We start from the raw sequence: 12,833 nt of genomic DNA on the forward strand, positions 1-12,833 counted from the left end.
AATGCGGCGGGTCAGGGAAAGCGGGCCGCCCAGCTTTGAAACCGTCGGCTAGAGATCAGGCGCGGAAACCACGGACCCTTGCGGGCGGGGGCATCCACGGCGGTCATTCCGCTGGCGTCCCTGCGGGCAGGATGGGCGTCAGTTTGATCGCCGTCTTGCGCACCATCTCGGCCAGCATGGCTTCGCCGGGACAAGACGGGATGGAGCTGATCGCGCCACCCAGAATGTCATTTAGCCTTTTAATTGCGCCCTTTACGCCGAATTCCGTGACCGCAGAGGGACGGTCGTGTTTCTCGTCCTGGCCCTGCGGCTTGCCCGTGACGCTCTCGTCATACAGCGCGTCCAACAGGTCGTCGGCCACTTGGAACGCCTCGCCAATACGGGATCCAAGCTCGCTCCACGGCTCCGGATCCTGGCCAGCGGCCAGCGCACCCATGCGCGTGGCGGCGGTGAAAAGGGCGCCCGTCTTGGCGCGGTGATAGGCGGACAGGTCGATCTTGTCTTCGCTTTCCCAGCCTTGGCCCGCGCAGATTCCGTTGGGCATCCCGGTAAAATGCGCCAGTTCCCCCATCAGTTGGGCGGCGCGCATGGGGTCGTCTTCGGCCACCCGGGCCAACGCTGCGAAGCCTTGTACGATCAGGCTGTCGCCGGTCAAAAGGGCGATGGCCTCGCTCTCGGCCTTGTGGACCGTGGGCTTGCCGCGCCGGATGTCGGCGTCGTCGAAACAAGGCATGTCGTCGTGCACGAGGCTGGCGCAATGGATCATCTCCAGCGCGACGGCGGTGGCATCGGTCAGGCGCGGGGTGCGGTCGCCGCAGGCCATGGCGACGGACATGGCGATGGTCGGTCGAATGCGCGCGCCCCCGGGTTTCATCGCATATGTCAGCGCCCCGGCAAGGCGTCCGGGCACGGGACCTCGCGCGGCCAAAGCCAGTTCAGCGTCAATGGCGTTTTCGATCCGGGCGGAAAGGGGCATGTCGGTCGTTCCTGCAATATGTCAGTGATTTCTGACAACGTACTGTAAACCAAACTGGACAATACATGCGAAGGAGTCAATGATATCCGACATGTCGCAAAAGATTGTCATCATCGGCGCCGGCGTCGGCGGCCTCGCCAGCGCATTGCGCCTGTCGGGCGATGCTGAAGTTATCGTATTGGAATCGCACGATAAACCAGGCGGAAAGATGCGGACTGTGCCGTCTGTTGCTGGACCCGTAGATGCAGGTCCCACCGTGATGACCATGCGTTGGGTGTTCGAGGATTTGTTCCGCAGCGCCGGGGCTGAATTGTCCGATGAAGTGACATTGGTGGCCGAAGACGTACTGGCGCGCCACTGGTGGCCCGATGGCAGCACGGTCGATTTCTACGCCGACCGCGCGCGCACCCTCAATGCCGTTGGACAGTTCGCCGGGGCCAAGGCCGTGCGGCAATTCACCCGGTTCTGCGATCGCGCCGCAAAACTGTTCGATGCGTTCGACGCCCCCATGATGCGCGCGGCGGAGCCGAACCTTTCGAAGCTGACCGCCCACGTGCTGCGCAACCCGTCTTTGATCCCCGCCATGGCCCCGGGCCTGTCACTCGCGCGCAGCTTGGCCATGACCTTTGACGACGCACGCTTGCAGCAATTGTTCGGGCGCTATGCGACCTATGTGGGTGGGTCGCCCTATGCCTCTCCGGCGGTGCTAGGCCTGATCTGGCACGCAGAGGCGCAGGGCGTCTGGCGCGTGGACGGCGGGATGCACAATCTGGCCGCCGCGATGGAGCGTGTGGCCAAGCGCAAAGGCGTCACGTTTCACTACGACACCCATGCCACACGGATAGAAGTGCAGGGCGACCGCGCCGTTGCAGTGCACACGGACAAGGGCCGCTTTGCCGCCGATCAGATCATTTTTGCAGGCGATCCACAGGCTCTGACACGTGGATTTCTGGCCGAAGGGGTGCGCGACGCCGTGCCCGCCGACACAGTCAGCCCTCGAAGCCTGTCTGCCTATGTCTGGTCCTTTGCCGCCGAACCGTCTGGCGTGCCGCTGGACCATCACAACGTGTTTTTCACCGACGAACCGCGCGCAGAATTTGACGCCTGCGGGCGCGGTCAGATGCCCGCCAAAGGCACGCTTTACGTCTGCGCGCAGGATCGCGGTACCCAGTCTGTCCCCACGGGGACAGAGCGGTTCGAAATCATCCTCAACGGCCCACCCCGCCGCGCGACAGACCCTAACCCGCAGGAAATGACCCAATGCCGAACGACCACCTTCGACCGCCTGGCCGACATGGGCCTGCAGTTCACGCCGACGCCGGACACGCCATCCCTGACAACGCCCGAGATGTTCAACGGATTGTTCCCGGGCTCGGACGGGTCGCTGTACGGGCGATCCCCACATGGGATGACGGCAGCCTTGAGGCGTCCGACGGCACGCACCCGCATCCCGGGTCTGTATCTGGCAGGGGGCGGAGCACACCCGGGGGCGGGGATCCCGATGGCAGCACTCTCCGCCTTGCACGTGGCCGCGGCGATCGAGAGCGACCGAACTTCGACCTCTGTGTCCCCGAAAACGGCTATGCGTGGTGGTACATCGACGGCCTAAGCGATTGCGGCACCCGTGCCATCAGCATCATCGCCTTTGTGGGATCCGTGTTCAGCCCTTGGTATCGGTGGTCGGGTCGCCGCGATCCTGCCAACCACTGCTGCATCAACGTCGCCACCTACGGACGCGGCGGGCGGTGGACCATGACAGACCGGGGGCGGTCGGCGTTGCAACTGTCCAGCGACACGATGACCGTTGGGCCATCGTCGCTGCATTGGGATGGGGAGACGCTGTTGATTGATATCAACGAGGTTTCCACGCCCCACGCACAACGTCTGTCGGGCAAGGTCAGAATTCGACCCAAGAACGTCACGAACATTGAACTCCCCCTGACCAAGGACGGCAGTCACATCTGGCGCCCCTTTGCCCCCAGCTCGGACATTGAAGTCGATCTGAACCGCCCCGGGTGGCAATGGTCGGGGCATGGGTATTTCGACAGCAACTTTGGCACTGCGGCGCTAGAGGATGATTTCAGCTATTGGACATGGGGCCGGTTTCCTGTGCCCGGCGGGTCGGTCACATTCTACGACGCGGACCGTCGCGATGGCACGTCCCTGCACACGGCGGTGCGGTTTGGGGATGACGGGTCGATCGAACAAATCGACGGCCCACCCCTGACCCGGTTCAAACGGTCCCGGTGGTTGGTGAAACGCGAGACCCGATGCGATGCGGGCGCGCCCCAGCCGCGCGAGGTCAAGATGATGCTCGACGCGCCGTTCTATTCCCGCAGTGCGGTGGAGACGACCATCGACGGACATCGCACCGTTGGTGTCCATGAGGCGCTGGACCTGAACCGTTTCGGCTCCAAACTGATCAAGCCCATGCTCGCAGTCAAAGTCCCGCGCCGCGCCCGCTGGCAATTCTGACCCGCGCCCTCCATATTGTTGAAAACGGAGGCTGACATGAGCGATTTTCCAAACTGGCACGGCACCACCATCATCGGCGTCCGCAAGGGCGGGCAGGTGGTGATTGCGGGCGACGGACAGGTCAGCCTTGGCCAGACCGTGATCAAGGGCACCGCGCGCAAAGTGCGGCGGATTAAGCCCGGTGGTCACGAGGTTATAGTCGGGTTCGCCGGGTCCACCGCCGATGCGTTTACACTGCTTGAACGGCTGGAGACCAAGCTGGAGGCCACCCCCGGCCAATTGGCCCGCGCCAGTGTTGAACTGGCCAAGGACTGGCGCACGGACAAGTACCTGCAAAAGCTGGAGGCGATGTTGATCGTCACCGATGGCACTGACCTGTTCGTGATTACCGGGGCGGGCGACGTGCTGGAACCCGAACATGACGTCACCGCAATTGGATCGGGTGGGAACTATGCGCTGGCCGCCGGGCGCGCCCTGATGGACACCGACCTGTCTGCCGAAGAGATCGCGCGCAAAGCCATGGCGATTGCGTCCGACATCTGTGTCTACACCAACGGCAACCTGACCGTAGAGGCGATCGGCTAGGCCTCCCTCTCGGCCAGACTGGCCAGCAGGCCCGGGCGGTCGGCGCGGAAATCGCCTGCCCCAACCGTTATCCCCCGCATGTGTCGGACAAAGAACTTGCGATGATCGTTGCGCAGGCCGCACCACGCCAAGACCTGAAACCCGCTGGCCGGGTGGATCACGGCAAGGGGCAGGACGGTACGGGCTGTGATTTCGCCCTCAAGGTCCGTGTAGCGGAACGACAGGGGGCGTGCCGCGGCGATGGCATCATGGACCGTTTCCAAGGCCGGGCCATCCTCTGGCCGCCACGCGCCAAGGCCCCCGCGCCAACGATAGGCCCGCAACACCTGCACCAAGTGCTGCGCACCGGGCAGGCGGGGTTCGATCAGATCCACCAGTGCCCCTGCATCCGCGTCGATCACCGGATCGCCCAACGCCTCTAACAGGACGATCCCGCGCAATAGGCTGTGCAGGGTGCGGTCGTCGATCTGGGCCAAGTGCGCGTCCACCTGCGCGGCGGACAGGCATTGAGGTGACAGCATCGCCAAGGCAATCCCGCCGAACATGTTTCTGCGTGTGATCTGTTGCATGGGCCTTTCTACCACGCTCTTGCGGCCCGGCGCTACGGCGCTTAGGCCTGTGGGCATGTTGCGCCTTTTGCCCCTGATCCTGCTGCTGACCGCCTGCGCCCCTCGGGCCGCTTTGGTGCCTGTCCCCATGGGGACAGAAGTGGCGACGCGCGATATCTTTGTGACGACGCAGCGCGGTATCGACCCTGAAACGGGACAACCCGGAACTCTGCGCAGGGAACAGGCCACCGTTACCCGCTATGCCATTACCCTGCCCTCAGACCGTAAACCGGGGGCCGTGTCCTACCCAAAGGGCACTGTGATCGACCCTACGCGGCATATGCTGGTGGCAGAGGAACAGACCCTAGAAAAGCCAATCCCCGCCCTAAACCGCGCCTTGCGCGAAAGCCCGGACAAAGAGGTGATGCTGTACATCCATGGCTACAACAACACCTTTGCGGACGGTATCCTGCGTCAGGTCCAGATGGTCGAGGATTTTGGCTTTGACGGGGTCGCGGCGCACTACGCTTGGCCGTCTGCGGGGCATCCCTTGGGCTATGCCTATGACAGGGATTCGGTCCTGTTTGCCCGGGATGGGTTGGAGCGCACCATCGAAACCCTTGCCGCGACCCAAGCGAAGGGGCTTGTGATCGTCGCACACAGCGTCGGGTCCGCCCTGACGATGGAGGCGCTGCGCGGCCTTGCCATTGCGGGACGGCACGACGTGTTGAACCGGATCAGCGCAGTTGTGCTGATCTCCCCAGATGTGGATGTGGATGTATTTCGCGCCCAAGCTGCGCGCATCGGCCCCCTGCCCCAGCCGTTCGTGATCTTCACCTCTGCCCGGGATCGCGCCCTTCGGCTGTCTGCGGGCCTCACGGGACAGTCCGCACGGGTCGGCAACCTTGCCAGCGCCGAACCGCTGGCCGATCTATCCGTGACCCTGATTGACGTCGCCGCCCTGTCACGCGGCGGGGACGAGGCGCGGCACCTGACGGCCGTCAGCTCGCCGCTCGCGATCCGGATCATTCGGCAGATGAACAGCATCGACGCGGCCCTGGCCGCCGACCCCTCGACCCGCGCTGGTCTGATCCCCGGCACCGTGATCCAAGTGCGCAACGCCACACGCATTGTACTTAGCCCCAGAGCGTCTAACTAAGAGGCAAAGGAGACCGCCATGACCACCCTGACCCCCCGCGAGATTGTGTCCGAACTGGATCGTTTCATCATCGGCCAGAACGACGCCAAGCGGGCCGTGGCCGTGGCCCTGCGCAACCGTTGGCGGCGCAAGCAGTTGGGCGATGATCTGCGCGACGAGGTGTACCCCAAGAACATCCTGATGATCGGCCCCACCGGCGTGGGCAAGACCGAGATCAGCCGCCGTCTGGCGAAACTGGCCCGCGCACCGTTCCTGAAGGTCGAGGCCACGAAATTCACCGAAGTCGGCTATGTCGGGCGCGACGTGGAACAAATCATCCGCGATCTGGTGGAATCGGCAATCACGATGGTCCGCGACCACATGCGCGAGGACGTAAAGGCCGGTGCCCACCAGGCCGCCGAAGATCGTGTGATCGACGCGCTGGCCGGGGAAGATGCCCGCGAAGGCACCCGCGAGATGTTCCGCAAAAAGCTGCGCAGTGGCGAGCTTGATGACAAGGTGATCGAGCTGGAACTGGCCGATACCTCCAACCCCATGGGCGGCCTGGAAATCCCCGGCCAACCCGGCATGGGCCAGATGATGGATCTGGGCGCGATGTTCGGCAAGGCGTTCCAGCGCACGGTCAAGAAACGACTGACTGTCGCGGCCAGCTATGACCTGCTGATCGAGGAAGAGGCGGACAAGCTGCTGGACGATGAAACCGTCAAGCGCGAAGCGATCACTGCTGTTGAACAGAACGGCATCGTGTTTTTGGACGAGATCGACAAGGTGTGCGCCCGGGCCGATGCGCGCGGGGCGGATGTATCCCGCGAAGGGGTGCAGCGCGACCTGCTGCCCCTGATCGAGGGCACCACCGTCAGCACCAAGCACGGCACGGTAAAGACCGACCACATCCTGTTCATCGCGTCGGGCGCGTTTCACGTGGCCAAACCGTCGGACCTGCTGCCCGAACTTCAGGGCCGCTTGCCCATTCGCGTGGAACTGCGTGCCCTGACCGAAGACGATTTCGTCCGTATCCTGACCGATACCGACAACGCCCTGACCCGGCAATACACCGCCCTGATGGCCACCGAAGACGTCACCGTGACCTTCACCTCCGAAGGGATCGCAGCGCTGGCCAAGATCGCGGCGGAAGTGAACGAAAGTGTGGAGAACATTGGCGCGCGGCGCCTGTACACCGTGCTGGAACGGGTGTTCGAGGATCTGTCCTTCCATGCCCCCGACAAGGGCGGGCAACAGGTGACGGTGGATGCCGCGTTTGTCGAGGATCAACTGGGCGAACTGGCCCGGTCCACGGACGTCAGCCGCTACGTGCTTTGACCGAGGGGCGCCCGCTGCTAGGGTCGGCGCATGAACCCGCTTAGATCCGTTCGCCTGCGCCTGTTGACGCTGGCCCTGCTGCCCCTCGTGGCGCTGATGCCGCTGTTGTTCTTTCTAGCGATGGCACGATGGACAGCGGACTATGATCAGGTCCTGACGGACAAGGTCGCCTCGGACTTGCGGGTGGCGGAACAATACCTTGCCCGCATCATGGACAACACCGGCGAGACGGTCGCCGCGATCGGGCAAAGCGCCGGATTGCAGGCAATCCTGAACGAAAACCCGTATACACTTGGGGGATACCTAGAAACGGTCGCGGCGCGACAGGGCTTGGATTTCCTGGTTTATGTACCCCTGCTCGTTGCAAACGACAGCAGTTGGCCCGTGATCCGCCAAGCCGCCACCGGTGTGCCTGCAACGGCGATTGACGTCATGGCCCCCGATGACATGCCCTACCCCGTGGCCAACCGTGCGCGCCTGACCCTGATCGACACGCCCGCCGCGGCACCCACCACCGAAAATGAAGAGGCCCGCGGCATGGTGATCCACACGGCCAGCCCGGTGGATCTGCCCGGACACACGGGCGTGCTGGTGGGTGGTATCCTTTTGAACCGAAATCTCGACTTTATCGACACGATAAACACTTTGATTTACAGCGAGGAAGCTCGCGCAGGCACTGTCACACTGTTTCTGGACGATGTGCGCGTGTCCACAAATGTGCGTCTGTTCGAGGATGTCCGCGCCCTTGGCACACGGGTCAGCGCCGAGGTCCGCGCCCGCGTACTGGACCAAGGGCAGACGTGGCTGGACCGGGCCTTTGTGGTGAACGACTGGTATATCTCAGGCTATGTGCCCCTCACGGACAGCTTCGGGGATCGGATCGGGATGCTCTATGTCGGGTTCCTCGAGGCACCGTTCAACGCGACCAAGCGGTCGGCCTATGGGGCGATGGTTGGTGCGTTCCTGATCGTGATCCTGCTATCTGCGCCGCTGTTGTTGCGCATGGCCTCGGGTATCTTTGAGCCGCTGGAAAAGATGACCAAGACCATGCGCAAGGTAGAGGGTGGTGATCTGACCGCTCGCAACGGCCCCCAGACCCGACGCGACGAGGTCGGACAAGTTGCACGGCACCTCGACAGCCTTTTGGATCAAGTGCAAGAACGGGACCGCGCCCTGCGCAACTGGGCCGCTGATCTAAATGATAGGGTCGATTCCCGCACCCGCGAGCTGCGCGAGGCGAACGACAAACTGGCCGAGACTTACCAACAGTTGGTGGTGTCGGAAAAGCTGGCCTCTATCGGCGAAATCACCGCCGGTGTGGCACATGAAATCAACAATCCCGTGGCCGTCATCCAAGGCAACGTGGACGTGGTGCGGCAAACCCTTGGGGACACACGCGCCGTCGACACGGAACTGAACCTGATCGACCGACAGGTGCAGCGGATCGAGGCGATCGTGTCCAAACTATTGCACTTTGCGCGGCCCGTGGATCACAGCCCCGGGATTGCCGCCCTTGGCCCTGTTGTGACCGATTGCCTGATCCTTGTGGAACATGAGCTGTCCCGCGCCAACATCACGGTTCAGACCAACCTCGGCCCCGCCCCCGCTGTGCCCGCACAGACCGGAGAGTTGCAGCAAGTCGTCATAAATCTGTTGATGAACGCGATGCAGGCGATGAACGGGGCGGGACAGATCACTCTGACACTCGACACCCACAAGGGCGGCGCGCGCCTACGGGTGACGGATACGGGACCCGGCGTGCCCAAGGATAAGCTGACCCATGTGTTTGACCCCTTCTTCACCACCAAGTTAGGCGAAGGCACGGGGCTGGGTCTGTCCATCAGCCAACAAATCGTGGGGCAAGCAGGCGGTCAGATCAGCGTGCGCAATCTGGACCAAGGGGCAGAGTTCACAGTCTGGCTGCCCGCCGCCTAACCGGACCACGTGGCGAATTTGCGGTCTATTGTCTTGCGACTGACCCCGAGGCGGCGGGCAGCCTCGGCTCGGTTGCCGCCACAGGCATCCAGCACCGCCATGATGTGACGTTGGGTGACCAGTTCCAGATTTTCGATGGCCTCGGCCCCTGTGACCGGCCCGTCACCTGCAAATTCAGGGGGAAGTGGCCAAGGATCAAGGACCGCTCGATAGTGTTGCGCAGTTCCCGCACATTGCCGGGCCATCCGTAGCGGCGCAGGTTCAACAGGGTCTGGTCATCCAGTGCCAAGGGGGGCACGGCCAGTTTGCCAGCGATGTCTGTCATGAACATGGCGGCCAGTTCCACCAGATCTTCGCCCCGTTCGGCCAAGGTTGGCATCTGCACACCAACGACGTTCATTCGGTGGTACAGATCCGCGCGGAAGGTGCCTTTTGCCACCGCGTCGGGCAGGTCGGCGTTGGTGGCAAACAGGAACCGCAGGTCCAGCGGCACATCCCGTTCTGCCCCAAAAGGGCGGATGCGGTTGTCCTCCAGCACACGCAGGATAGCGGCCTGAACGGTGTCGGGCATCTGCGCGACCTCGTCTAGGAACAGAGTGCCCCCGTCCGCGTTCAGAAATAACCCGTCCGGGCCATCGACACGCCCAAACAAGTGTTCAGCCAGACGATCACCGGACAACGCGGCGCAGTTGATGGGGACAAAGGGTTTGTCCGCACGATTTGATAATCCGTGCAGGGTGCGGGCGGCAATTTCCTTGCCTGTCCCGCTGGCCCCGGTGAAGAGGACCGGTGTGGGCATGGGGGCCAGTCGGTGCAACAGGGCACGCACCTCTGTAATCGCGGGGGATTTGCCCAACAAACGCACAGGCGCGCCCTCGCCCAGCTCGTGCCGCAGTAGGGAATTCTCGCGGCGCAGCACCTTGCGATCCATGGCGCGGGCCACTGCGTTCAGGATTTGATTGGCGCGAAACGGCTTTAGAACGAAATCGACCACCCCCGCGCGCAAGGCGTTGATGGCGGTTTCCAAGTCGGCATAGGCAGTGATCATGATCGTGTCGGCAAAAAGACCCACGTCCTGCTGCGCCTTGATCCAGTCCAGGCCGCGCGTGCCGGGCATGATGTTGTCGAGGATCACAAGGTCGAAGTGTGCCTGATCCAACAGCGCTTCTGCCTCGGTCACGCTGGCGGCTTGGCCGACGTGGCGACAGCGCGGCTCCAACACCTTGGACAGAAAGTTGCGCATGCCCGGTTCGTCGTCGATCACCAGAACCGAGGCCGCCGCAAGGCTGGCCCCGTAATCGGGCGCGTCAGTCAAGCCGAACGGCCTCGCCGCTCAGGCGATCTGCGTTGGAAAAACCGATCTGTTCCAGCACCACATTTGCGCCGACCGAAATCACGACGATGGCTACAAATCCGATCCACATGGCTTTCATCTGTCTTCTCCGTCTTTGGTTGCGTCGCGCATATAGGCGATCAGGTCTGCCCGATCTTCGGGCGCGGTTATCCGTTGCATGGGCATCTTGGACCCGGGGATATAGTGGTCCGGGCCAATGTCAAACAGCGCGTCGATGGTGTCATCGTTCCAGATGATGGGCGAGCCGTCCAGCGTGTCTGAATAGGTATATCCGGGCACCACGCCCGCTTGCCGCCCGAAGACACCGGCAAGGGTTGGACCCGCCTTTCGGGACGGGCCGGGGGTCAGGTCGTGGCAAATGGAACACTTGCGCGCGAACTGCCGTTCGCCATTGGGCATGGTGTCGGCATCGGCCAGAAACGGGCGGGTCGGACCAGCGATAGGGTCGAATTCGCCCAGCAAGGCCACAGGCCAGCCATAGGCTACATCGTCAATCCCGCCCGCATAAATCATCTGACCCTGCGGCCCGAAGGCAAGCGCCCAGATCGGACCTTGGCGGGTGGCCCTGAAGTCCCGTGTGATGCGCCAGTCCACCGTGTCGATCATCATGATGAAACCGTCACCATCTCCGACGGCCAGTTGATGGGTGTCCGCATGATAGGCCATGGCCAGCACCGGGCGGCGTTCCAGCGTGAAGTCCCGGATGGCTTGGCCAGTCTGGGCATCCACAACTCGGGTCACACCGTCGACGGCACCATAGGCCAGCCAATCGCCCCCAAGGACCAGAGTGTTGACCCCGAACCCATTGCGCACCAACGGCTCAGGCGAACGACCATCGGTGAAGTGTCGGGTGATCTCGCCCTTGGTGGTGGCGACCAGCAGATCATCGCCCTGCCACACCACATCGTTCACCCCACCACGCGTGTCGATCACTGTACCCTCTGGCCACAGCCGGACCGTCCCGTCCCATGAACCGGAGGCAACCTGTGGACCCACGGCAATGCTGGTCACCTTACCTAGATGTTCCCCGATCACCCCGCCGGGCCATGCACGTACGGTGAAATCGTCAGAACCGGAATAGATGGTCTCGCCGTCTACAGTCAGGGCCGTCACCGCTGCCGCGTGACCATCCAACCATTCGGGTAGACGGTCTGTCCAGCGGCCCAAGGCGTTGTCGAAACTGGCGGTGATCACTTGGCCCGCATCGGACACGGCGATCCCCATGATGGGGCCGCCGTGTCCTTTGAGCGTTGTGAAGTCCTGCGCGGCGACGGGCGAGGCCAGCACCGCACAGATCAACAAGGCGCGCATGGCTACTCTGCCGGGGTGGCGTTCGGCGCTTCTTTGGCCTTCACCTCGTCCAACCAAATGGAGTGGTGTTGATGCGCCCAAGCCTCGTCCACCTCGCCGGTGGTCATCGCCTCGGCCGCGCCCTCCATTCCGACGGACCCGATGTAGATATGCGCGATGATGATTGCCATCAGGACAAAGGCCGCCATGGCGTGGATCAGGGTTGCAAACTGCATTTCCTCGTGGGGCGACAGCTGTTGTGGCAGCGCCTCGCCCAAGATCAGGCCCGACAGCCCCATGTCGTTCATCACGGTGAACACAGGGGCAAAGATCTGCACCTCGAACGGGAACAGCAAGGACACGCCTGTCAGAGAAATCGCACCGCCAAACAGGATCACAGACCAGAAAATCAGCTTTTGACCCGCGTTAAACTTCTTGGCCGGGGGGTGCTTGGACCCGATGATACCGCCAAACTGACGGAACCACGTGATATCGTGGCGGTTTGGAATGTTGTGAACGACCCATAGGAAGAACACCATCACCAGCGCGACCATAAAGGGCCAAGCGACGTTGTTGTGGACGATCTTGGACAGCCACAGAATGTTCGCATTCGCCTCGTGACCGAACAACGGGATAATCACCGCGCGGCCGAACAAAACCGCCAAGCCGGTGAAGCCCAGCAGGATGAATGACCCAGCCAGAACCCAATGGGCAAACCGTTCGATAAACTGAAACCGGGTGACGGTGCGTCCATTCATGCCTGCATCCACTGCGATCCGACCGCGCAGCAGGTAGAACACGGCCAACGCAATCAGCGTCCCGATCAAGGCCCAACCGCCGTAGGTTGCCATCGGCCCTTCACGGAACTGCAGCCACGTCATGCCACGGTCTTGCATGACGACGCGCGCCTCTGGTCCGCCGGCAGAGACTTCGACTTCTTCGGTCCCAAACCGCAGAGCGGCCCAGATGTCGCTATCGGATGCACCCCCAAGGGTGCCCAGCTGATTGGCGTGGCCCGCAGCTGTGCCGTCGCTGAATGGTGCAGGAGGCTGGCGCATTTCGCCGCCGGTGCCCGCCTGACGGGCCAGAATATCTTCGAGTGTGGTGCCGGGCGCCTGTTGGGCTACGGCAGGAAATGCCAATGTGAGGCACGTAATGAATAGGCATAGAAGGGCGCGCATTTTGGGTCCT

General features: G+C 62.8%; 11 protein-coding genes and 1 pseudogene. 6 read left to right on the plus strand and 6 right to left on the minus strand.

Translation table 11 applies throughout. The features are described 5' to 3' along the window. Positions 1–103: 103 nt before the first annotated feature. A complete protein-coding gene (locus ACZ1G0_RS00680) occupies positions 104–976 on the minus strand; it encodes a polyprenyl synthetase family protein (protein WP_472735180.1) in 873 nt (290 codons plus the stop codon). A 79-nt stretch (positions 977–1,055) separates the two neighbouring features. On the opposite strand from ACZ1G0_RS00680, the gene crtD reads away from it, so the two are divergent. Genes crtD through hslV form a run of 3 tightly spaced genes read left to right on the plus strand, consistent with a single transcriptional unit; the run spans position 1,056 to position 4,036 of the window. Beyond that, positions 1,056–2,585: a 1-hydroxycarotenoid 3,4-desaturase CrtD gene (gene crtD / locus ACZ1G0_RS00685; RefSeq protein WP_472735181.1), complete on the plus strand. Its 1,530-nt coding sequence runs from the start codon at positions 1,056–1,058 to the stop codon at positions 2,583–2,585. Between the two features lie 38 nt (positions 2,586–2,623). Continuing rightward, the gene (gene crtC, locus ACZ1G0_RS00690) at positions 2,624–3,451 is read left to right on the plus strand and encodes a carotenoid 1,2-hydratase (protein ID WP_472735182.1); all 828 of its coding nucleotides are present in this window, start codon (positions 2,624–2,626) and stop codon (positions 3,449–3,451) included. Between the two features lie 36 nt (positions 3,452–3,487). Beyond that, entirely contained in the window at positions 3,488–4,036 is a 549-nt protein-coding gene (gene hslV, locus ACZ1G0_RS00695; RefSeq protein WP_472735183.1) for an ATP-dependent protease subunit HslV, read from the plus strand. On the opposite strand, the gene ACZ1G0_RS00700 is transcribed toward hslV, so the two are convergent. After that, the gene (locus ACZ1G0_RS00700) at positions 4,033–4,605 is read right to left on the minus strand and encodes a helix-turn-helix transcriptional regulator (RefSeq protein WP_472735184.1); all 573 of its coding nucleotides are present in this window, start codon (positions 4,603–4,605) and stop codon (positions 4,033–4,035) included. The two genes, hslV and ACZ1G0_RS00700, sit on opposite strands and share 4 nt — an antisense overlap. A gap of 55 nt (positions 4,606–4,660) precedes the next feature. Between ACZ1G0_RS00700 and ACZ1G0_RS00705 the strand changes: the two genes are divergently transcribed. From ACZ1G0_RS00705 to ACZ1G0_RS00715, 3 genes are read left to right on the plus strand one after another with little or no spacing between them, the layout of a single operon-like run. Beyond that, positions 4,661–5,743 (plus strand): alpha/beta hydrolase, encoded by a 1,083-nt coding sequence (locus ACZ1G0_RS00705; RefSeq protein WP_472735185.1) that lies wholly within the window; start codon positions 4,661–4,663, stop codon positions 5,741–5,743. Between the two features lie 18 nt (positions 5,744–5,761). Beyond that, positions 5,762–7,063: an ATP-dependent protease ATPase subunit HslU gene (gene hslU, locus ACZ1G0_RS00710; protein ID WP_472735186.1), complete on the plus strand. Its 1,302-nt coding sequence runs from the start codon at positions 5,762–5,764 to the stop codon at positions 7,061–7,063. Between the two features lie 30 nt (positions 7,064–7,093). Next, positions 7,094–8,998, plus strand: coding sequence for a sensor histidine kinase (locus tag ACZ1G0_RS00715; RefSeq protein WP_472735187.1), 1,905 nt, complete (start codon positions 7,094–7,096; stop codon positions 8,996–8,998). Here ACZ1G0_RS00715 and ACZ1G0_RS00720 read toward each other — a convergent pair. The 4 genes and pseudogenes from ACZ1G0_RS00720 to ACZ1G0_RS00735 all read right to left on the minus strand — a co-directional run bounded on the left by ACZ1G0_RS00720 (position 8,995) and on the right by ACZ1G0_RS00735 (position 12,823). Beyond that, positions 8,995–10,313: pseudogene (locus tag ACZ1G0_RS00720) on the minus strand (sigma-54-dependent transcriptional regulator). The gene ACZ1G0_RS00715 and the pseudogene ACZ1G0_RS00720 overlap by 4 nt on opposite strands. Then, positions 10,306–10,431, minus strand: a complete 126-nt coding sequence (locus tag ACZ1G0_RS00725; protein WP_472735188.1) for a hypothetical protein — start codon at positions 10,429–10,431, stop codon at positions 10,306–10,308. Before ACZ1G0_RS00725 ends, ACZ1G0_RS00720 begins: the two are co-directional and overlap by 8 nt. After that, positions 10,428–11,663: a c-type cytochrome gene (locus ACZ1G0_RS00730; RefSeq protein WP_472735189.1), complete on the minus strand. Its 1,236-nt coding sequence runs from the start codon at positions 11,661–11,663 to the stop codon at positions 10,428–10,430. The genes ACZ1G0_RS00725 and ACZ1G0_RS00730 overlap by 4 nt, the downstream gene beginning before the upstream one ends. A 2-nt stretch (positions 11,664–11,665) precedes the next feature. After that, positions 11,666–12,823: a formate dehydrogenase subunit gamma gene (locus tag ACZ1G0_RS00735; protein ID WP_472735190.1), complete on the minus strand. Its 1,158-nt coding sequence runs from the start codon at positions 12,821–12,823 to the stop codon at positions 11,666–11,668. Positions 12,824–12,833: the final 10 nt, after the last annotated feature.

It is taken from the genome of Thalassobacter sp. HA4-2 (assembly GCF_055693705.1).